General features: G+C 35.6%; 22 protein-coding genes. 16 read left to right on the top strand and 6 right to left on the bottom strand.

Going from position 1 to position 22,678, the window contains the following annotated elements:
• Positions 1–101: 101 nt before the first annotated feature.
• The 3 genes from lgt to A8B35_RS17970 all read right to left on the bottom strand — a co-directional run bounded on the left by lgt (position 102) and on the right by A8B35_RS17970 (position 4,794).
• Positions 102–899: a prolipoprotein diacylglyceryl transferase gene (gene lgt, locus A8B35_RS17980; protein ID WP_171973235.1), complete on the bottom strand. Its 798-nt coding sequence runs from the start codon at positions 897–899 to the stop codon at positions 102–104.
• 82 nt (positions 900–981) lie between these two features.
• The gene (secA, locus tag A8B35_RS17975; protein ID WP_075603586.1) at positions 982–4,284 is read right to left on the bottom strand and encodes a preprotein translocase subunit SecA; all 3,303 of its coding nucleotides are present in this window, start codon (positions 4,282–4,284) and stop codon (positions 982–984) included.
• A 108-nt stretch (positions 4,285–4,392) separates the two neighbouring features.
• Positions 4,393–4,794, bottom strand: a complete 402-nt coding sequence (locus A8B35_RS17970; RefSeq protein WP_075603585.1) for a hypothetical protein — start codon at positions 4,792–4,794, stop codon at positions 4,393–4,395.
• Between the two features lie 373 nt (positions 4,795–5,167).
• Between A8B35_RS17970 and A8B35_RS17965 the strand changes: the two genes are divergently transcribed.
• The 9 genes from A8B35_RS17965 (at position 5,168) to A8B35_RS17925 (ending at position 12,542) form a co-directional block, all read left to right on the top strand.
• The gene (locus A8B35_RS17965) at positions 5,168–5,692 is read left to right on the top strand and encodes a flavodoxin domain-containing protein (RefSeq protein WP_075603584.1); all 525 of its coding nucleotides are present in this window, start codon (positions 5,168–5,170) and stop codon (positions 5,690–5,692) included.
• Positions 5,693–5,830: 138 nt separating this feature from the next.
• Positions 5,831–7,156 (top strand): aminotransferase class I/II-fold pyridoxal phosphate-dependent enzyme, encoded by a 1,326-nt coding sequence (locus A8B35_RS17960; protein WP_075603583.1) that lies wholly within the window; start codon positions 5,831–5,833, stop codon positions 7,154–7,156.
• Positions 7,157–7,325: 169 nt separating this feature from the next.
• On the top strand, positions 7,326–7,550 hold the full coding sequence (locus A8B35_RS17955) for a 4Fe-4S dicluster domain-containing protein (RefSeq protein ID WP_075603582.1): 225 nt from the start codon (positions 7,326–7,328) through the stop codon (positions 7,548–7,550).
• An 88-nt stretch (positions 7,551–7,638) separates the two neighbouring features.
• On the top strand, positions 7,639–8,724 hold the full coding sequence (locus A8B35_RS17950) for a 3-methyl-2-oxobutanoate dehydrogenase subunit VorB (protein ID WP_075603581.1): 1,086 nt from the start codon (positions 7,639–7,641) through the stop codon (positions 8,722–8,724).
• A 5-nt stretch (positions 8,725–8,729) separates the two neighbouring features.
• Positions 8,730–9,491, top strand: a complete 762-nt coding sequence (locus tag A8B35_RS17945) for a thiamine pyrophosphate-dependent enzyme (RefSeq protein ID WP_075603580.1) — start codon at positions 8,730–8,732, stop codon at positions 9,489–9,491.
• 92 nt (positions 9,492–9,583) lie between these two features.
• Complete coding sequence (locus A8B35_RS17940; protein WP_075603579.1) at positions 9,584–10,129, top strand: 2-oxoacid:acceptor oxidoreductase family protein; 546 nt, start codon at positions 9,584–9,586, stop codon at positions 10,127–10,129.
• Between the two features lie 128 nt (positions 10,130–10,257).
• Positions 10,258–11,034: an N-acetyltransferase gene (locus A8B35_RS17935; protein WP_075603578.1), complete on the top strand. Its 777-nt coding sequence runs from the start codon at positions 10,258–10,260 to the stop codon at positions 11,032–11,034.
• 7 nt (positions 11,035–11,041) lie between these two features.
• On the top strand, positions 11,042–11,563 hold the full coding sequence (locus A8B35_RS17930; protein WP_075603577.1) for a hypothetical protein: 522 nt from the start codon (positions 11,042–11,044) through the stop codon (positions 11,561–11,563).
• A 340-nt stretch (positions 11,564–11,903) separates the two neighbouring features.
• Entirely contained in the window at positions 11,904–12,542 is a 639-nt protein-coding gene (locus A8B35_RS17925; RefSeq protein WP_075603576.1) for a DsbA family oxidoreductase, read from the top strand.
• 99 nt (positions 12,543–12,641) lie between these two features.
• Here A8B35_RS17925 and A8B35_RS17920 read toward each other — a convergent pair whose 3' ends face one another.
• Positions 12,642–13,649: a zinc-binding alcohol dehydrogenase family protein gene (locus A8B35_RS17920; protein ID WP_075603575.1), complete on the bottom strand. Its 1,008-nt coding sequence runs from the start codon at positions 13,647–13,649 to the stop codon at positions 12,642–12,644.
• 305 nt (positions 13,650–13,954) lie between these two features.
• Between A8B35_RS17920 and A8B35_RS17915 the strand changes: the two genes are divergently transcribed.
• From A8B35_RS17915 to A8B35_RS17900, 4 genes are all read left to right on the top strand, one after another.
• Positions 13,955–14,716 carry a hypothetical protein gene (locus A8B35_RS17915; RefSeq protein WP_075603574.1) on the top strand — a complete coding sequence of 254 codons (762 nt, stop codon included), beginning with the start codon at positions 13,955–13,957 and terminating at the stop codon, positions 14,714–14,716.
• Positions 14,717–14,733: 17 nt separating this feature from the next.
• Positions 14,734–15,807, top strand: a complete 1,074-nt coding sequence (locus tag A8B35_RS17910) for a PCMD domain-containing protein (RefSeq protein ID WP_075603573.1) — start codon at positions 14,734–14,736, stop codon at positions 15,805–15,807.
• A 54-nt stretch (positions 15,808–15,861) separates the two neighbouring features.
• A complete protein-coding gene (locus A8B35_RS17905; protein WP_075603572.1) occupies positions 15,862–17,025 on the top strand; it encodes a BamA/TamA family outer membrane protein in 1,164 nt (387 codons plus the stop codon).
• A gap of 174 nt (positions 17,026–17,199) precedes the next feature.
• On the top strand, positions 17,200–18,000 hold the full coding sequence (locus A8B35_RS17900) for an RluA family pseudouridine synthase (protein WP_075603571.1): 801 nt from the start codon (positions 17,200–17,202) through the stop codon (positions 17,998–18,000).
• Between the two features lie 175 nt (positions 18,001–18,175).
• Here the strand turns inward: A8B35_RS17900 and A8B35_RS17895 are convergent, their stop codons facing one another.
• Together A8B35_RS17895 and A8B35_RS17890 are read right to left on the bottom strand one after the other, a co-directional pair.
• Positions 18,176–18,619, bottom strand: coding sequence for a helix-turn-helix transcriptional regulator (locus A8B35_RS17895; RefSeq protein ID WP_075603570.1), 444 nt, complete (start codon positions 18,617–18,619; stop codon positions 18,176–18,178).
• A gap of 95 nt (positions 18,620–18,714) precedes the next feature.
• Positions 18,715–19,065 carry a hypothetical protein gene (locus A8B35_RS17890; RefSeq protein WP_075603569.1) on the bottom strand — a complete coding sequence of 117 codons (351 nt, stop codon included), beginning with the start codon at positions 19,063–19,065 and terminating at the stop codon, positions 18,715–18,717.
• 204 nt (positions 19,066–19,269) lie between these two features.
• Between A8B35_RS17890 and A8B35_RS17885 the strand changes: the two genes are divergently transcribed.
• The 3 genes from A8B35_RS17885 to A8B35_RS17875 all read left to right on the top strand — a co-directional run.
• Positions 19,270–20,382, top strand: coding sequence for a linear amide C-N hydrolase (locus tag A8B35_RS17885; protein WP_075603568.1), 1,113 nt, complete (start codon positions 19,270–19,272; stop codon positions 20,380–20,382).
• Positions 20,383–20,536: 154 nt separating this feature from the next.
• Positions 20,537–21,346, top strand: a complete 810-nt coding sequence (locus tag A8B35_RS17880) for a hypothetical protein (protein ID WP_075603567.1) — start codon at positions 20,537–20,539, stop codon at positions 21,344–21,346.
• 131 nt (positions 21,347–21,477) lie between these two features.
• Positions 21,478–22,678 (top strand): BamA/TamA family outer membrane protein (locus A8B35_RS17875; RefSeq protein WP_075603566.1); only part of this gene is annotated, 1,201 nt, incomplete at its 3' end.

Genomic DNA, 22,678 nt, shown 5'->3' with positions numbered 1-22,678 from the left:
TATGATTTACAACAAAGCCCGTTGAAAATTCAACAGGCTTATGAATATTTTTAAAAATGAAACAGGTGCAAAAATTATTACACTTGAACATTTACTTAATTTTATTTTTTGTCAATTAATTTCGGTGCCTTTGCTACTAAATAGATACCCGCTAAAACAAATGGTATACTCAACCACTGTCCCATATTAAGCATCATATCAGCTTCAAAAGCTTTTTGATCTTCCTTAACAAACTCTATGAAGAATCGAGCGGCAAAGCATCCTATTAAGAAAGTTCCAAAAATTAGACCTGTTCTTTCTTTAGCTCTGGTTTTCCAATACATCCATAATGTAAGACCAAATAAAGCTAAATAGGCTAATGCTTCATAAATCTGAGTAGGATGCTTAGGTAAATCTTCGCCATTGTTAGCAAAAACAATCCCCCATGGCAATTCTGTTACATGGCCATAAATTTCGGAATTCATTAGGTTACCCATTCTAATAAAAAATGAAGCCAATGCTATGGGCACAATTAAGCGATCGAGCGTCCACAATGGCGACTTCTTAGTAACCTTTTTAGAATAGATAATTATGGCTAATATTATACCAATTGCTCCACCATGACTAGCTAAACCACCATGCCAAACCATAAGTATTTCCCCAATATTTTGGGAGTAATAAGCCCAATCGTAAAAAAACACATGTCCTAAACGAGCACCTACTATGGTAGCAATTACCACGTACATAAAAAGCTTTTCTAACCATGGCAAAGGAATTTTTTCTGACTTAAACATACGCTCAAGCAAATTATACCCTAACATGAACGAGATAGCAAAAAACAATCCGTAGTACCTAACAGATATTGGACCGAAAGAAAAAATTTCAGGGTCTACAGTCCAAGTAATAAAGTTTAGCAACATAATTATACTTTTTTAGCCTGAGGCAATCATTTACATTACCTACAGGCTAATTAAAAATCACTTTTATATTTTCAGGTAAGAACTACGCTATGCCCTTACCGTGACATTGTTTGTATTTTTTACCACTTCCACATGGACAAGGCTCATTACGACCCACCTTTTTCTCGGCTCTAATAGGCTCTGATTTTGGCTTTTGACGCTCGCGCTCTTCTCCTGCTCCTGGGTATTCATCTTTGGTTGTTTTAAGCTGGCTCATATCCTGACGCTTACGAACTTGCTCCTCTTGAATTTCTTGAGGATCGCGCACTGGAATATTTGCTTTTACTAAAGTAGCCACAACATCCTTATTTACTTGTTCCATCATCTTTTTAAAGAGACCGAAAGATTCAAACTTATAAATCAACAATGGATCTTTTTGCTCGTAAGATGCATTCTGAACCGAAGTTTTCAAATCATCTAACTCACGCAAGTGTTCCTTCCAAGCATTATCAATTGTCATTAAAATAATGGCTTTTTCGAATGATTTCACCAAATCTTTACCCTCAGTATTGTAGGCTTTTTCAAGATTGGTAGTAATCTGCATTATTTTTTGACCATCTGTAAACGGTACAACAATGTTTTTGTATTGCTGTGCTTTTGTTTCATATACATCCTTAATTACAGGATAAGCCTGATTTGCAATGGCTTCAATTTTACGTTGGTAAGTTCCCCAAACCTCAGTATTTAACTGCTCTACCATTTCTGCTGGATTTCCTTTTAGGAAATCTGCTTCAGCAAACGGTGATTTCATTGAGAATACACGAATTAAATCCATCTCAAAATTAGCGTAATCACCATTCTCTTGATGCTCATTTACCAAACTCTCACAAGTATCGTAAATCATATTCGATAAATCGAGTTGGATACGCTCACCATGCAAGGCATGACGACGCTTTTTGTAAATCACCTCACGTTGCGAGTTCATTACATCATCATACTCAAGCAAACGCTTACGAATACCAAAGTTATTCTCTTCAACTTTCTTTTGTGCACGCTCAATAGACTTAGTAATCATTGAATGCTGAATTACTTCACCATCTTCAACGCCTAATTTATCCATATATTTTACAATACGCTCTGAACCAAACAAACGCATTAAATTATCCTCAAGCGAAACAAAGAATTGCGAGCTACCCACATCTCCCTGACGACCTGCACGACCACGTAACTGACGATCGACACGACGAGACTCATGACGCTCTGTACCTACAATTGCTAAACCTCCGGCTGCTTTAACTTCGTCGGATAATTTAATATCAGTACCACGACCGGCCATATTGGTAGCAATAGTAACCACACCGCCAGCACCAGCTTCGGCAACAATATCGGCCTCACGTTGGTGTAACTTCGCATTTAATATATTATGCTGAATACCTTGTATTTTAAGCATTCGACTTAACAATTCTGAAATCTCTACAGAAGTTGTACCCACAAGTACCGGACGTCCCTTTTTTACAAGCTGTACAATTTCTTCACTTACTGCATTGTATTTTTCGCGATTGGTTTTATAAACCTTATCCTCCATATCAGCCCTTGTAATTGGCCTATTGGTAGGTATAACAACCACATCTAATTTATAGATATCCCACAACTCACCAGCTTCGGTTTGGGCAGTACCCGTCATACCCGAAAGCTTTTTGTACATTCTAAAGTAGTTCTGTAAAGTTACTGTAGCATATGTTTGGGTTGCGGCCTCTACTTTAACACGCTCCTTAGCCTCAATAGCTTGGTGTAAACCATCAGAATAACGACGGCCCTCCATAATACGACCAGTTTGCTCATCAACAATCTTTACCTTGTTGTCCATCACCACATACTCTGTATCCTTTTCGAATAAAGTGTATGCCTTTAATAATTGGTTAATAGTATGTACACGCTCCGATTTTACCGAGTAATTCTGAAGCATCTCATCCTTCTTAGCCACTTTAGCCTCCTCATCAATTGAAGACTTTTCAAGCTCTGCAATCTCAGAACCAATATCTGGTAATATAAAGAAGTTTGGATCTTCTGTAGATCCTGTAATCAGATCAATACCCTTTTCTGTTAACTCAATTGAGTTGTGTTTTTCATCAATAACAAAAAATAACTCATCAGTAACGATGTGCATATTTTTGTTATTCTCTTGCATATAAAAGTTCTCTGACTTAATCATGGCCGACTTCATCCCTGGCTCACTTAAGAACTTAATCAATGGCTTGGTACGCGGTAAACCTTTGTATACTCTTAATAACAATAAAGCACCTTCTTCTGCAACTTTAGAATCTGATGACTTCATTTTCTTTTTAGCCTCAACTAAAATACCTGACACCAACTGTCGTTGTACTTCAACTAACTTTTCAATTTTCGGCTTTAAATCTTCAAATAATTGATCATCGCCTTTAGGTACAGGACCTGAAATAATTAATGGTGTACGAGCATCATCAATTAATACAGAGTCTACCTCATCCACAATTGCATAATTATGTTTTGGCTGCACTAAATCATCGGGTGATGTAGCCATATTGTCTCTTAGGTAATCAAAACCAAATTCATTGTTGGTACCAAAAGTAATATCACTACGGTATGCCTTACGACGCTCAGGAGAGTTCGGACGGTGCTTATCAATACAATCAACTGACAAACCGTGGAACTGATAAATTGGTCCCATCCATTCACTATCACGTTTCGCTAAGTAATCATTTACTGTTACAACATGCACTCCTCTTCCTGAAAGGGCATTTAAGAATACTGGCAAGGTAGCCACTAAAGTTTTACCTTCACCCGTTGCCATCTCAGCAATTTTACCTTGATGGAGTGCAACACCACCAAACAACTGTACATCGTAGTGAATCATTTCCCAAGTAACCTCAGTACCACCTGCATCCCACGAGTTGAACCAAATAGCTTTATCATCCTCAATCTCAACAAAATCGTTACTTGGTGCAAGGTCTCTATCGAAATCTGAAGCTGTAACCTCAATATTTTCGTTATTTGTAAACCTACGAGCCGTATCTTTAAGAATTGCAAATGCTTCTGGTAAAGCATCTGTTAAAGCTGTTTCAAGCTTTTCATCAATTACTTTTTCAAGCGAATCTATTTCATCATAAATTTTCTCTCGTTCCGAGATATCTACTGAAATATCTTCAGTTTTAGCTTTGAGCTCTGTAATTCTATCGAACTCTGTTTTATACGAGTCTCTTATTTTATTTTTAAGATCCTGAGTTCTTTGACGCAATTCGTCGTGAGTAAGATTCTCTAATTCAGGACTTACTTTTTTTACTAAATCAACAATAGGATTTAACTCTTTTAAATCTCTATCATACTTACTACCAAACATTTTGGTAAGTAAATTTCCAAATACTGCCATGCTTTTAATATAAACGGTTTAGAGTATAATTTACTCTGAATGTTATTATAAGATAAATTGATAAGAATTTCACTCCACGCATAAGCGATCGAGCAAAATGAAAAGAACCTAAGAAAGGACAGGACCAGCCCGAGAGGGACATCCTAATAATATATGTGGTTCTTTTAAATAGTTTTGATGTCTTAATGTTATTGAATTGATCAAAGGCAATTCAAACAATTGAGCACTAAGCTGAATAGCAACAGGCGAATGATTAAATGGAAGCTTTTTAACTACCTCATTTTCTCTGCCAGACTTAATCAGATTCTGAATTCTAGATTGACGATTCGCAATGCTCTTGTTAGATTTTTTTGCTACATCAGCTTTATTATTTAAAGCCAACTCCAAATCAAAACCTAAACTACTTAACTGTTTTTGAGAAATATCAGCAGATGGAGATACACACGATACTGTCATCAGTATAGTGATACTCAATAGTTTTAATGCAGATATGTCTTTTTCAGCTTTCATAATTCTGAACAAATGTAACAAATTATAAGTGCGAAAATGCAATGCAAACTTATTTTTTTAGGTGGAGTAAACAGTTGCGATATCTTTATATATAAAATCCATCAGTATTAATTACATTACACACATTGACTATTTAAAAATTCAACCAATCTATTAACACACTATTTTAATTGCAATCTATTCATATTCCTAAAATCCACCACAAAAAAAGATAAAGGTACATACTGCAAAAATTTGATTATATATTCTCTAATCAAAATCACAAAGAAAATAGCAAGGAGCGACTTCCTTATGAGTTTTGTTATTGTTTAATTTCAGGATAAACAAGATATTTAAGCAAGAGATTGCTTTATAACTTTTTAATACACCAATTATGCAGAAAACTGGTATTTTTTATGGCCCTGAAAAAGGTAGTGTGAGTAAAGTAGCAAAAATTATTGCTACAGAATTAGGTGAAGGTAATAGTGAATTAATGCCCATAAAAGAAGCAAGCCCTGCTGAAATTGAAAAGTTCGAACATATTATTTTTGGAATATCAACTTTGGGAAGAACCAATTGGGACTCGGATCACGATGATAACGATTGGGATCAATTCTTCACACAATTCTCTAAGATAAACTGGGAAGGTAAGAAGGTTGCCATTTATGGTTTGGGAGATCACATCAATTACCCCGATCATTTTGTAGATGCAATAGGGTGGCTAAAAGAAAAACTAAAACCCTACAATGTTGAAGTAGTTGGCAAGTGCGATGCCGAAGAATATCAATTTAATGATTCCGAAGCTTTGGAAGGATTATTTTTTGCCGGCTTACCAATAGATGAAGACAACGAAGCTGAAAAAACATTAGCTAGAGTTAGAAATTGGTTAAAAAAACTAAGTCAAGAACATACTTTTTAAATGTTAGTAGGCTAATTGTATACCCAACAATATAAATATATACTAACAGCAACTGAATAGTAATAATATACACAACTCATTAATGAAATAAATACTAGACGAAGTGTGGTTAAAGATTTAAACTAAATCAATTGCATTATGCAAACTCCTATTTCAAATAATATTATCAATGAAGCATTGCAAAAGTTTCCCATTCAGGATATGGAAAAAGCCACCATAAGGGAAATTGTTACATTAGTAAATTATATTGAAAACAAAACCAAGCAACGCTTTATTAGAATGGAAATGGGAGTTCCTGGACTTCCTCCTTCTCGGGTTGGCATCAAAGCTGAAATTGATGCACTTAAAAAAGGAGTTGCATCAAAATACCCCATGCTAGATGGTATTGAAGAATATAAGTTTCAAGCATCTCGGTTTGTAAAAGCCTTCATGAACATTAATATAGATCCTGAAGGCTGCATTCCAACCGTTGGCACAATGCAAGGAGCCTATGCATGTTTTATGGCTATAGGCCACATTAACCCTAAAAAAGACACCTTCCTATTTCTCGATCCAGGATTCCCTGTGCAGAAACAACAGTTAAATGTACAAGGCTTCAAACATTGCTCATTTGATATTTATGAGTACAGAGGCCATAAACTTGAGGCCAAACTTGAAAACATCCTTAGCAAAGGAAATATAAACTCAATTATATATTCTAATCCTAACAATCCAACTTGGATGTGTTTGCACGATGACGAACTTGAAATCATAGGAAAACTCGCTACCAAATACGATGTAATAGTTATTGAAGACTTGGCATATTTTGGGATGGATAACAGAATTGACATCTCCATACCTTACCAAGAACCTTACCAAGCTACCGTTGCTAAATACACCAATAATTACCTTCTACTGATCTCCAGTTCTAAGGTTTTTAGTTATGCAGGACAGCGGATTGGGACACTTTGCATCTCTAATACATTATACAATCGTTATTTTGAATCATTAAAATTAAGCTTTGGAATAGGAAATTTTGGCCGTGTAATTATTGGAAGAATATTATATTCATTATCTTCGGGCGCCAGTCATTCGGCACAGTATGCCATTGCAGCTATTTATAAAGCAGCTTGTAATGGAACATACAACTTTTTAGAAGAGGTAAAAGAGTATAGCAAAAGAGCAATTTTAATGAAACAAATATTTATAGACAATGGATTTACTATTGTTTATGATTACGATGTTGAGGAAGAAATTGCAGATGGATTTTATTTTACAATAGCATACCCTGGATTTACAGGCGGAGCATTACTTAAAGAATTATTACACTTTGGTGTAAGTGCAATTACATTAGGTAATACCGGGAGCTGTAAACAAGGACTCAGGGCATGTGTTTCTCAAACCCAATTGAGTAGATTAACTGTTTTATCGGATAGACTAGAACAATTCAATCGTTACTGCACTAGCAAAATAATCAGAAAGTAGTATTGTTAAAACGGAATAGTATTTCGTTGTTTAGTATCTTTTTAAATAAGGATGGTAAGATATTTGATAATAGCCAGATAGCCCAAGCTATGGTTGTGCTATGATCGCTATCATAAATAAGACTTATAGAATTGCATAAATTTGCACAAAATATAATATAAACTAAGATATGGCAAAAGCTAAAGGAGCAATAGTGGTTGATACAGTAAAATGTAAAGGTTGCGAATTGTGTATGGTTGCTTGTCCGACCAATGTAATTGTTATGGCAAAAGAAGTTAACGGTAAAGGATATCATTATTCTACACCGGGTAACCCTGATGCTTGCATAGGATGCACAAACTGTGCTGTAGTATGCCCAGATAGTTGCATAACTGTTTACAGAGCAAAAGCATAAATTAAATTACCAAATCAATCTCAAATTATTGTTTAAACAAGTAGTGAATTTTCAGTAATTCACACTTTAAATAAGAAATTACTTTCAGATGAAGGAATTAAAGCTAATGAAGGGTAATGAAGCCATTGCCCACGCAGCAATACGTTGCGGTGTTGATGGATATTTTGGATATCCGATCACACCTCAAAGTGAAATAATGGAAACCTTAATGGAAGAACAACCGTGGTTAGATACAGGCATGGTTGTATTACAAGCCGAAAGCGAAACAGCATCTATAAACATGGTTTATGGCGGTGCAGGCTGTGGTAAAAAAGTGATGACTTCTTCATCAAGCCCCGGCGTGAGTTTGATGCAAGAAGGATTAAGTTATATGGCAGGAGCCGAATTACCATGTGTTGTTGTTAATGTTGTACGAGGAGGTCCTGGTTTAGGAACTATTCAACCTGCTCAATCCGATTACTTTCAATCAGTAAAAGGAGGTGGACATGGCGATTATAAGCTAATTACATTAGCTCCTGCATCTGTGCAAGAAATGGCTGACTTTGTTGATTTAGCTTTTGAATTATCATTTAAATACCGTAACCCAGCTATGATTCTTAGTGATGGTGTTATTGGCCAGATGATGGAGAAGGTAGAACTTCAACCATTTAAGCCAAGAATGACCGAAGAAGAAATTGTTGCCAAATATGGCGATTGGGCTACAACAGGAAGAACTAGCAATAGAAAACGCAATGTAATCACCTCGGTATCTTTAGATTCTGAATATATGGAGGAGCACAATCATAAACTTCAAGCTAAATACAAAGCTTGCGAGGAGGATGAAGTACGCTACGAAGAAATCATGTGTGAAGATGCCGATTATATCTTAGTCGCTTACGGATCTAGTGCTCGTATTTGTCAAAAAGCAGTGGAAATTGCACGTGAGCAAGGTATCAAAGCCGGATTATTACGTCCAATCACATTATTCCCTTTCCCAACTAAACAATTGCAAAAGTTAGCTCAATCGGCTAAAGCCATGTTAAGTGTTGAGATGAGTGCCGGACAAATGGTAGAAGATGTTAAACTATCGGTAAACGGAGCTATCCCGGTTGAGCATTACGGAAGAATTGGTGGTATTATTCCATCACCAGGCGAAGTGGTTGATGCATTGAAGTCTAACTTTATACAAGGGTAATTACTATGGATATTAAGGATATAATTAAAGACGAGAACGTTATATATAAAAAGAGTGCAGTTCTTACTGATAACGAAATGCACTACTGTCCGGGCTGTACACACGGTGTGGTTCATAAGTTAATTGCCGAAGTTATTGAGGAGTTAGGCATTCAAGATACTACCATTGGTATTGCGCCTGTAGGTTGTGCTGTTTTTGCTTACGACTATTTAGAAATTGATTGGCAAGAAGCGGCTCACGGTCGTGCTCCTGCATTGGCAACAGCAGTAAAACGTTTAATGCCAGAGAAAATGGTGTTCTCGTACCAAGGCGATGGCGATTTAGCTGCCATTGGTACTGCAGAAACTATACATGCTTGTAACCGAGGTGAGAATATTGTAATGGTATTCATCAACAATGGTATTTATGGTATGACAGGTGGACAAATGGCCCCAACAACCTTACAAGGTATGAAAGCTTCTACTTGTCCGTTTGGTAGAGAACCACAACAAGATGGTTTCCCATTAAAAATTACTGAAATATTAGCTACACTGCCTGGTACTTCGTTTGTAACACGTCAATCGTGTCATACAGCAGCATCGGTACGTAAAACTAAAAAAGCATTAATTAAGGCTTTTAAGAACCAACAAGCTGGCAAAGGTACTTCATTAGTTGAGGTGGTTGCAACTTGTAGTTCGGGATGGAAACAATCTCCAACTAAATCGAATGATTGGATGGTTGAAAATATGTTCCCATTCTATCCTCTTGGAGATTTAAAAGATGAGTAATTAAATGTGGTAGATGAGATATAAACTCCTCTGCCCTATTTTTTATCTAAGGTTTGATGATACATTTCTCAGACCGATGAAAATTAATTAAAATGAAGGAAGAAATAATTATAGCTGGTTTTGGTGGTCAAGGTGTACTTTCGATGGGTAAAATTTTAGCTTACTCAGGCGTAATGCAAGATATGGAAGTATCATGGATGCCATCGTACGGTCCAGAGATGCGTGGTGGTACAGCTAATGTTACCGTAATTCTATCAGATGATCGTATTAGCTCACCAATATTACACGAGTACGATACTGCCATTATTCTAAATCAGCAATCTTTAAATAAGTTTGAAAAAGAAATAAAGCCAGGTGGCATTCTTTTGTACGATGGAAATGGAATTCAAAACCATCCTACACGTAAAGATATTAGAATATACAGAATTGATGCTGCGGCTGAAGCTGCCAAAATGCAATCGGCCAAAACATTTAACATGATTGTTTTAGGTGCTTACCTTAAAGTGCAACCTATTGTAAAAATGGAAAACGTACTTAAAGGATTAAAAAGCTCTTTACCCGAAAGACATCATCATTTAATTCCGCTTAACGAAAAAGCCATTAATCGTGGCGAAGAAATCGTTTACGAAGTAAAGTAAACATTCAAAACACAATATTTAAAAACCACCGTTAGGTGGTTTTTTTGTTTGTATATATTCTCATTTATTTCCGATCTTTATATCTTAGATTTGATGAATAAACCCGAACAGAATACAAACGCTCCTCTATGAAAGAAATTATTGAGTTAAATGCCGATAATATTAAATCAGAGCACATCTGCTGTGCTATTTCTGATAAAAAATGTACCGAAAGTTATGAGCTAAAAAAGCAATGGCTAACTAATGAATTTAGGCATGGATACAAATTTCTAAGACTTAATGAACGCGCCAAAGTTTTTATTGAATACTGCAATGCTGAAAAAGCTTGGGTTCCAATTGATGCACCTAATTATACATTTATAGGATGCATGTGGGTTTCTGGCAAATACAAACAGAATGGTTATGGAAAAACACTTCTACAGAAAGCCGAAAACGAAGCTAAGGCACTTCAGAAAGATGGACTAGTCACCATAGTTGGCACAAAGAAATTTCATTTTATGAACGATGCCAAGTGGCTATTAAAACAAGGCTTTGAGGAAGTTGAAAAATTGCCTTATGGATTTAGTCTCTTGACAAAAACCTTTCGAAAAACAGCACCAAAACCCAAGTTTAAAGCATGTACAGAACTAGGAGAAACTCCTAATAAAAATGGGATAACAGTTTATTTCACAAACCGCTGTCCTTTTTCTGAATATCATGTGATGAACTCTTTAAAAGAAGTTGCAACAAACAGAAATTTAAACCTTGAACTTATTAAACTTTCTACTTTAGAAGAGGCACAAGGTGCTCCTACTCCGGCAACTATTTTCAGCCTATTTTATAATGGTAAATTTGTAACTACCGACATAAGCGTTTGTATGGAAAGTAGATTTGATAAAACAATTGAGAAATTTTTAAAGAATTAGCATACTGATGACTGAGGATAATTTAATAGATGAACTGTTACATATTTCAGGCAAAAAAGCGGTATTGAAAATAATTGAAGATTTACAATATAACACCGTAGCAATAGACCAAATATATACTTTAACCAAACACTCTAATATCAAAGTAAAATGGCGTGCTGCATGGGTTTTTGAGCATTTGTATTTTCTAAAGAAAGACGACTTACAACACTATTTACCCGATATAATTGAAAGATTACCCAATGAAGTTTCAGATGGTAACAAACGACATTTCTCTAAAATTATTTCGTTTAGTGATGTGAATAATATGATTAATGGTGATTTTATTAATACCTGCTTTAATTGGCTTATGTCGGAAAATATACCAGTTGCAGTTAAAGCTCATTGCATGCAAATACTTTATAATGTTTGCAAAGAATACCCGGATTTAAAAGGTGAATTAATTGAAGTTATAGAGTCGCAAATAGATAATAACTCGGCAGGTTTTAAAAGTAGAGGTCGTAAAATAATAAATGCTTTGAATAAGTAAAGTACTCTATTAATTAAGAAATAATATCACACCCTTCTTAGCTTTCATAAGCTTCAAAAACAATATTTGTAGCCAATCTTAAACATGCCAATGTTAATTTTAAGAGGAACTTATTCTCGCTATTGATTGCTTATTGCATTTGGCAATAAACCATTTTATTAATTTGGAGTTGTATAGTAGGCTGTATTAAGGGGCTTATTTTTACTTGGCTTGAACCCAACCGGCTTAGGGATAGAAACGGCATCCTTTGTGAGCCCATTATGGCGAAACAAAGATATAGTGAATAGCTCGCCCTGCAAGGGAAGCCCCTAGTTAATAACAATTTTAATAAACTTTGAAAATGAGTAAAAAGATCAAAATAGATATTGTTTCAGACGTAGTTTGTCCTTGGTGTATTGTGGGGTATAAAAGATTACAAAGAGCGATTACCGAGTTACAAATTGAAGATAGAGTGGAGATTGAATGGCATCCGTTTGAATTGAACCCAAATATGCCTGCTGAGGGACAGGAGATTGTTGCTCACCTTAATGAGAAGTATGGTTCGACTCCTGAACAGATTGAAGGTTCGTTGCAACATTTAACAAACTTGGGTGCCGAACTGGATTTTGAGTTTGACTATTTTAAGGGCATGAGAATGCTGAATACCAGAGAGGCACATTTGCTGCTTGATTTTGCAAAAGAAAATGGGAAACAAACTGAATTGAACCTTCGCTTGGTTAGTGATTTTTTTACCAACAGAAAAGATATTTCGGATAGGACAGTTTTACTTGAGGCAATTAAAGATGTTGGATTAGATGCTGATAAAGCTCTGGCAATTTTAAATGACAAGAATAAACTTAAGGACATTATTGAGAAGGAAGAAGCATGGAGACGATCAGGCGTTAATAGTGTACCAACTATTATTGTGGCTGATAAGGAACCCGTTATTGGAGCACAGGCAATTAGTGTATTTAAAGAGACTTTGAATAGGTATTTGTAATCAAGCACAATTGCTGACTTCAGATTACACTTTTTTTTTAGAATATTGCTACAAAATAAGAGCGTTCCTGAAATGATTTTGGAACGCTCAATATGATAATCACTCGAATCCACCCAAAACATTTTTACCTATAACGGTTCCTGTTTCTTGAATTCGGTGTGCTTCTTTAAGGTTTTCGACAGATAGATTGCCCAAATTATTAGTAACTGTAGATACCAAAGTACCATCATCAATCAACTCTGAAACACGATTTAGCAAGTGATACTGAGCGTTTATATCATCGGTATTAAACATAGAACGCGTAAACATAAACTCCCAACTAAAGCTTAAAGCCTTTGGTTTAATGATATTAATATTCAGATTGGCAGGATCATCAATTAAGGCGATATGACCTCTTGGTTTTATGAGGTCAACTATAGTATTAAAATGCTGATCGGTTGCATTAAGTGATGCTACATATTTTGGTTGGAGACCCAATTCTTTTACTTGTTCGGATAAAGAATTACGGTGATTTACCACATAATCGGCACCCATTTTCTTAACCCATTCAATACTATCTGGTCTGGATGCTGATGCAATTACGGTAAGCTGAGTTAACTTTTTAGCAAGCTGAATTAAAATAGATCCTACTCCACCAGCTCCGCCAACTATTAGAATACTTTCGCCGGCTCCGCCACCTTCTGAAATTTTTAGCGAATCGAATAAAATCTCCCAAGCTGTTATTGAGGTTAAGGGTAAACCTGCTGCCTCTGGAAAATCAAGACTTTTGGGCTTGCGACCCACAATTCTCTCATCAACTACATGATACTCTGCATTGGTTCCCTGACGGGTAATATCGCCTGCATAAAATACCTCATCACCAATTTTATATTGTGTCACAGCACTACCTACTTCCGCTACAATACCTGATGCATCGTAACCAATTATCTTAACACCTGATTCTGGGCTCATGGAAGCCCTTACTTTGACATCAACCGGATTAACTGAAATCCCTTTTACCTGAACTAAAATATCATGCTCTTTTAATTTTGGTTTTTCTACATCCAATAAAATGAATGAATCCAGGGCGTTAATAGCCCCTGCTTGCTTATATCCAATTGCTTTCATTTTTATAATTGTATTAGTACTTAAACAAAACTTATAATTAGTGCTAATGTTTAATACCAATTAATTCTTTTGCAGCAGGAGTAAAAGAATACTAAGCCTAATTGCAAATCAACCTTTTTAAAGTATAATACACTGCTTTAAAATTACTATTGAAGATTAAGAAAGAATAGTTTAACTTAAGAACAAGTTATTGAACTTTTTGTTATGTTCATAACCCATAGTTAGATTACACTTGTATACCTAAACATCCATAATAAAAAGATATAGACTTATTAAAATCCCAACTCTATAAAAATCCTAATAAAATGAAACTCAGAAAAACTAAAAGTATTTCCATCATCCTATTTCTGGTATTTAATTGCTCCATTATTTATAGTCAGAACGATAGAAAAAGTAGTGATTACTCTCCATACGAATTATTATCAAGTTACTACAATAACGACTTTACCCCTTTTAAAAAGGGCAGCTGGTATGTAGGTATGGGATTTGATTTTAGTGATCAGCAAAGTCTAAATACAAAGGGATTATTTCAAAACATAATAGATGGAAATGATGTGAATTACAGCATAAAATTTAAAGGAGGTTATTATACCGGAAACTATGGTATGATTGGTCTTAATTTTGAGATGTACGAAAATGAGTTTAATGGCATTGTATTCAGAGATCCTGACACATTGCAAACCAACTCAATTACCCGCGGATACAGCATACAACCTAATGTAAGATCATCAGTACCTTTAACAAAGAATGAACGCCTGAGCTTTTTTACAGTTATTGGATTGGGTTACGGTATTGAGAATACGAATAATAGAGACATTGCCAATGTAGACGAAATAACTACAACATTTTCAACAACTCATAACATTGGTATCGGACTTAGTCCGGGTATTACCTTCTTTGCCATGGAAAATTTCGCATTTGAAATACAACTAAATGTATTGGGTTATAATGTAGAAATTACTGACACAACAATTGATGGACATGAAAAATCAAAAGATGTTCGCCATAATGTTAACTTCAATATTGACATATTAACCCTCGACCTAGGCTTGGCCTATTATTTTTAATCCAAAATTGCATTAACATGAATAAGCTATATATAATTACACTCGTATTAATGCTTGTTATATCAGCTTGCATTAAAGAAGATCATTTCGGATTATCGAAATATGGTAACATTAAAGTGATAGAAATTAGCAATCAAGCCAGTCTGGCTGTAATAAATTCAGATAGCCTTACTGCTACTATCGAAATTCCACCTGGGGTTGAAACTACAGCTTTGGAAGTAAAAACGCTAAAACTATCTTCATTTGCGAAATCAGATATTAATATTGGTGATGTTATTAACCTTTCCAATAATGTAGACATCAATATAACCGCTGAGGATGGAACTATTTATAACTGGCAAATTATTCCGTTTATCGCCTCAGAAAATCCTCCTCTGCCAAATGGAGATTTCAATATCTGGTATCAAACTACAGAAGGCTATTACGAACCTGGCGAATCTGCAGAAACAACGATTTGGGGAACGGGTAATCCGGGCACACAAATATTAGGTTTAACTGCAACTACACCCTTTGAAATTGAAGATGAAAATTATGCCGCTAAAATGGAAACGCTTGATAATGGTAGTTTAGCCGGAGCTTTTGGAACCCCCATTTCAGCAGGCTCTATATTTATAGGTAAATTTGATAAGAATGCCATTGACCCTTCTAACCCAGAAGCCGCTATTGATTTTGGATCTCCATTTGCTAGTCGCCCTAAAAGCTTAAAATTTAAATATAAATATACTCCAGGCCCTGAAAACAAAGATAAAAATGGCAATATACTCCCTGAGGGTGATATGTTAGATATCTATGCCTTATTAGAGGTTAGAACAGATAAAGCGCGACGTTTGGCTACCATATGGTTTAGAAATGGTGAAATACAAAATGAGTTAACTGAAAAATTAATAGAGTTTACATACGGAGAGCTTCCTAGCGATGCACCAAACTACATGAAACCTACAGACGGTGAATATGTACCAGAGGATGCTTTAGATTATATTTTACCTACTCACATAACCTTTGTAGCATCATCAAGTTACGATGGAGCTAACTTTGCTGGAGCCATTGGTAGTACCTTAATAATAGATGATGTAGAGCTAATTTATGAATAATTGATGCTTTAAAACGATATTTACCATACTCATACACTTCTTAGAACTCTCAAAATGAATAAAATAAAAACACTTTCACTCCTGATAATTATATTAATAACTTCAGGTATCCAAGCTCAGAATGATAGCATTACATCTCCTTCGAAAAAAAAGGGAAAGATATCAATGCGAGATCCTGTTGATAATTCATTCGATTTAAGCTCCTTTTTATTAGAGCACCGAGGTCTCCTTCCAGTCCCTATGATAATTACAGAACCGGCTGTAGGCTATGGCGGTGGTGGTGCATTACTCTATTTTCATACGCGTAAAAAGGAATACAAAACTTATGTTCCACCTAATGTATCGGGTATAGCTGGGTTTGGAACCGAGAATAAAACTTGGGGTGCAGGTGCTTTTCATTCCCATATTTTTGGCGAGAATAGAGTTCGCACAATTACTGCAGTTTTTAAACCCGATGTTTGGATTAACTATTACGGAAACAACAACCCTATTCTTAGTAAGAATCCTATTAATTTAAATATGGACGCCTGGCTTATTTATCAAAGCGTACAATATAGATTATCAACCAGCAAGTTTTACATAGGAGCTTCTTATTTATATTTCAATAACCAAATGAGAATAGATACCATCCCTGGAAAACCATTGGTGAATGAAATTATTAAACGATTAGAAAAAAAGTCAGTTATTAGTACATTAAAACCAATGATTGAGTACGATAGCAGAGATAATGTGTTTACTCCAACAAAAGGAATTGATGCCATACTTGCTTACAATTATTCAGCTAAATGGCTTGGTGCCGATGAAGATTATGGAGTTATCGATACTGACATTAAAGGCTTTGTTCCTTTTGGTGATAAAACCTATTCAACATGGAAATTTACGGGAAGTTATTTAGTTGGTGATGCACCCTTTTATGCCTATCCTTTTATACAAATGCGCGGAATACCTGCTATGCGATATCAAAGCGATAATGTTATGGTGGCTGAAACGGAATGGAGATATAATGTATATAAACGATGGTCGCTAGTTGGCTTTACAGGAGCTGGTAAGGCTTTTCAATCATTTGATACTTTTGAAGAAATTGATTGGGCCTATACCATAGGAACTGGGTTTAGGTATGAAATCGCTCGTATGTTAGGTGTTCATATGGGTACTGATTTTGCATGGGGAAATGGTGAAGATTTTGCCTTTTATATTGTTTTTGGGAGTTCTTTTTAATCTAAATTCCATTTATATTCTCTTCAGGTATGCCTGTTCATTCTTGAAAAGAATATTAGCTTTTCCGGATTTATTACTTTGATATAATGCCTGCACCTAATCTATAATCACCAATCTAAACCAATAAAAAATAACTACTTTCGTGGTTTATTAGAATAACGGAAACAAATTATTGTGAGCGAAAAGAAAACTATAGATAAGAAAACCAAAGCAAAACCTAAACACCAGCCATATGGTTTAACTATACTGCATGAGGATAGAGATATTATTGTTGTAGATAAAATAAATGGCCTTTTAACTGTTGGAACAGGTAAAGGAAATCTAAAAACAGCACATTCATTACTGAACAACTACGTTCAAAAAGGCAATAGTCGCTCTAAGAGTAAAGTTTTTATTGTCAATCCCATTGATAAAGAAACTTCGGGTATTGTAATATTTGCAAAAAGCGAGAAGGCTAAAAAGTATTTACAAACAGAATGGAACACATTTAATAAAAAATATCTTGCCGTAATTACAGGTACAATGCCTGAGAAGAACGGATCAATCACTTCCTTTTTGCAGGTTAATAAAGGGATACGAGTTTATTCTGTAGAGGACAAGGATAGTGGAAAGCCATCTAAGACAACCTATAAAACACTACAGGCAAACAAAAGATATAGCTTACTTGAGTTAGAATTACATACTGATTATAAACACCAAATACTAGTTCACCTATCTGAAAATGATAGACCTGTATTAGGGGATAATATGTATGGAGAATATGATAAAGGAGCTAAAAGGTTAGCACTACACTCCTACTCTCTTACAATAAAACACCCATTCAGCAAAAAGAAAATGACTTTTGAAACTGATATACCGGACTTTTTTAAGGCTTTGGTAAAAATACCAACTAAGAAGTTAAAAAAGGATGCTGGAGAAAAGAAGATCTCGAAAAAACAGAAAGCAAAAAACAAACTTGCTAAAGGACACCAATAAGTGTAGGTATTCCAATTTAAAACTTTCAAACAACATAAAAGAAAAAGCAAGATTCCGAAACGAGTCTTGCTTTTTTAAGTTATTAAAACTAAACCGGTATAACATCTCTAGGACTTATTCCTTTCAGCTTTTTAAACATACGAGAAAATTTAGATATACTGTTGTAGCCTAAATCCTAGCCAACCTCAGTAACAGAAAAATTGCCACTTTGTAACCTTCGATGAGCTTCATCCATTTTAGCTTGCGTAAAAAAGCTATATATGCTGCAATCGTATAAGGCTTTAAAATCGCGATGCAGTTTTGATGAACTTATGGCAAACTGTTTGGCCAAATCCTCAATATTAATTTTATGCTCCACTTTATTTATTAATTCATCTTTAATTCGGAGTACCCTGTTATAGTCATCAATATGTAACCCATTAAGCTCATGTGCTTCCAGTAGTTTTTTAAGTGAATTAATGAGTAGAGAGAATAACTCCAAACCTTTAGAGCTGACCATGAGTTTCGGAATCAAAGCTTCATCTTTATATTTATACAAATCATCAATAATTCTTTGAATAGCATTAGGCGTAGGTGTATGAAAGCCTTTAGGTTCGTCGTTTTCAAACATCGATTCCATAATATCTAATGCTTCCGGAATATGTTCTGATATTGTTTGTTTCGATATTTTAAAAACTACCGCCTTATATTCTATATCCTTCGGGAAGTATGATTTTAATTTAAACTGTCCATTGTGTACAAAAATACCTTTCTAGAGCCAGCTTCAGCCACATGCATTTTATTATTAAAACTTTGCTTAACGTTACCTTCAGCAATTAGCGAAAAGTGATATTTAGCCGGAAGTTCAGTAGCAATTCGCTCTATAGACCATTCATCTTTTAGATTTATGCTAATAACCATCATCTCAAAGTCGCCAAAATAAGGAAAGTTGCTTATGCGTATATAATTTTTTCCTTCTTTAACCTCAATACTATCACCGTTTCTCTTTTTATTGAAGGTCTGCTCCAATGCCTCAATGTAGTTGTTATTGCTACTCTCGTCTAAATATACTGTTTTGTTTTCCATTCATTAATTATTTCGTAGAAACACCTTGCAATGCCGGTTTTGTGTTACCTGAGGATTAGAATAATCCTATTTATTGACAATGTACAAATATTTACAATAATAGGGTTGACAAGATTGGGCCTATGCTTGACAGGAAGAGGCCATAACGATAGTATGCCATCAGATAACTTTGCTTCTGTAAATTAACAACTAAAGAATATAGTTATGAATAGGTTTAAAAAAATGATTACAATATTGGTTATGGCGTTTCTTCTTATAGTGCCTGTTAAAACCGATGCTTGTACAGGGGTTAGATTAAACTCTAAAGATGGAGGTGTTATTTTTGGCAGAACCATGGAATGGGGCGCATTTGATTTGAATACTAGAATTACAATTGTACCCGAGGGATATACGTTTAATGGATTAACGCCAGAGGGTCAAAACGGTAAGAGCTACTCTGCAAAATACGGCTTTGTTGGTCTTGATATGCTAAAAAAAGACTTATATGCTGATGGAATGAATGAAGCTGGTTTAACAATTGGCATGTTTTACTTTCCAGGCTTTTGTGTTTATCCCGATTATAATCCAACAGAAGCAAATAATACTATCTCAGCTCAAGAAGTAACCAATTATATATTGAGCACATTTGCTAATGTTAATGAGGTAAAAGAAGGAATGCCAAAAGTAAACGTCGCTGGTGTTATTGATGAGTCAATAGGTATAGTTGTGGGTTCACATTGGATGGTAACAGATAAGAATGGTGAATCTATTGTGATAGAATATACAAAAGGTGAACTAGTCATTCACGATGCACCTTTAGGGGTAATTACCAATGCGCCTAATTACGATTGGCATGTTACCAATGTTAATAACTACGTAGGTTTATCTAACCAAGCGCATACTCAGATAGAGTTGGACGGTGAGATATTTAAACCACTGGGGGCAGGGTCTGGTATGTTTGGATTACCGGGAGATAACACTCCTCCATCACGCTTTATTAGGGCTGTTGCCTGGAGCCAGACTGCACGTTCAGTGGCTAATTCAAACGAAGCAGTTTATGAGCTTTTTAGAATTCTAGATAATTTTAACTTACCCTTAGGTCCTGATGGTGCAGAAGGCGCTAGCGGAGAAGTTAGACTTGGTTTAATGCGCGCTTCAACCATATGGACATCGGCTTGGAATATTAGCGATATGACCTTAAACTACCATACCATGCACAATAGGAGAGTTCGTCAATTCGATTTAAAAAAGATTTATTTCTCAAAACTAGGAAATAATCTTATCCACCTCAACCTTGACGAGAGTAAGGAACAGGATATTCAAGAACGTACACTGTAATCAATTTCTAGGTACAAGCTCCCTTCAACGTAGGGAGCTTGCTGTCTCAATTTTCTAAGTATGTAAGTCCTTACTATTTCTTGTTTTTGCAAAAAAGCAATACTGTCAGTAATGGACTAAAGCCACCGTTGTGCCCAATAAAAAACAGTACTAAATGACTAAAGTAAGATATATACTATTGGGCATGTTATGCTTTACAGCCATTACTCATGCTCAATATTCAGAAGAAACTATCCCATATCCTAATTTATTTAATTGGGATATGACAGTAACTTTAAAATCGCAAAATATATTTCAGGGATTAATTCCGGGCAAATCGCCAACCATAGCCACGCAGGGTGGAGTAAGTATGGACGAATGGTATTTGGGTATGTATTCAGGTGCTTCGAGCAGTGGCGATTATCACGAAACGGATATTGTTGTGGGTTATCATAAACCACGCTATAAGGTTCATTTGGAGTATTACTATAACTATACACAGGGGATTTCTGATGTGCCCAACCCTGGCGGTATATTCAATTTTGATAAACAAACCACAAGGGGCTTGTTAGACTTAATTATTAATGTTCAGCTTGATAAAAAGGGACACTGGAATTTAACATCATCCACATTAATATTTGGGCGAGATAATGTTCTTGAACAAATAGAGCAAGATGGAGAAATGGTTTCGTGGCGTGGAGAACAACGCTACTCACAATACTTAGCGCTCGAATATGCATGGTATTGGGGCACAAGCAAGGTGAAAGCACATATGGGTGGTTCTTTTAGTTTAGCAAACCCAAGTAAAGCGCATTTTTATGGAGCAAAGCCTGGTTTTAATGATGTAGGACTCACATTTACTAAAAATTTAAAAATAAACGAAGATTTTAAGATGCCGGTAAAAGTGGCAGCCATCGTTAATCCATTAGCCAATACATCATACCTATTGTTAGGAGTCGATATTCTTCATTTTGGTAACAGGTAGTTTACCTTTTAATATACTATCAGACCATTGTAAGAAAATTTAAACATAATCCAGTCTGCGAAAGAAAATTACAAGGCTGCATTTCTGTTGCCAGTAAATTAATCAGTTAGAAACATTAAAAACATATAGATATGAAGAGTATTCAATTAACAGCACTCGTGCTATTTCTGGGCTTTATGGGGACTGTTAGTGCACAGCCTCCTATCCAAAATAATCAAGAAATAACACTAGAAATTAAAAAAGAATTAGACGAGGAAAAAGCGCTCGAAGACTCTTTAACCACTAAATCCGATATTCAAGTAGGGAAATTATATTTCTCACCTATACCAGCATTGGCCTCTAACCCTGCATATGGTTTTGTATACGGAGCTGCTGCTTCAGGAAGTATTTTTTTAGGAGATCCATCAGACACGAAGATGTCTAACGTATTGGCAATGGCTACTTATACTACTAAAAATCAATTAATGCTGGCTCTTCGAGGTAGTGTATATTCCCCTCAGAATGAGTGGTTATTTCAAAGTGATTATCGTGTGATGCTATCTTCTCAGCCAACTTTTGGATTAGGAACCGGATCCGATGCAAATACTTTAAAACCCGGCATATCTCCTCTTGATGATAGAGACTTATACGAAGAGCAGCACATGGATTTCGATTTATATAGAGTACATCAAACAGCGCTTAAACAAGTAAAACCAAATTTGTATCTAGGACTTGGGGCTCATTTCGATCGATATACAAATATCGAAGATCATGCACTTATTAAAAACCCTGATGAACCGAATCATTATTCGCATCACTATGTGTATAGTATGAAACATGGGTTCGATCCTACAGGTTATAGTATAGTTGGGGTGTCTGCCAATGCATTGTACGATACTCGTGATAATATGGCCAATCCATATTCGGGTCGTTTTGCCAACATGTCGTATAAATATAATGCCGACTTTTTAGGAAGTGATCAAAGCTCATCTACTTTATGGATGGAATACCGCGATTATATTGGAGTAAATGCCGAAGTACCACGGAATGTAATTGCCTTTTGGACATTTGCTAACGTAACCACACATGGTAATTTACCCTATATGGCTTTGCCAGCTACCGCTTGGGATCAAATGGGACGTTCTGGTAGAGGATATGCGCAAGGACGTTGGAGAGGCGATGATATGTTTTATGCTGAGGCCGAGTATAGATTTAGATTACCAATTTTAGCTAAAAATCCGGATTTATTTGGTGGAGTAGTTTTCGCCAATGCAACATCAGCATCAGCTCGCGATGCGAATGTTAAATTATTAGAGAACTGGGCTTATGCTTTTGGTGCAGGCTTACGTGTTC

Origin of the sequence: Saccharicrinis aurantiacus (assembly GCF_001660705.2) — a bacterium.
GTDB classification, from domain to species: Bacteria; Bacteroidota; Bacteroidia; order Bacteroidales; family Marinilabiliaceae; genus Saccharicrinis; species Saccharicrinis aurantiacus.
The sequence above is the reverse complement of the archived record's forward strand: the minus strand, read 5'-3'. Positions and strand labels throughout refer to the sequence as shown.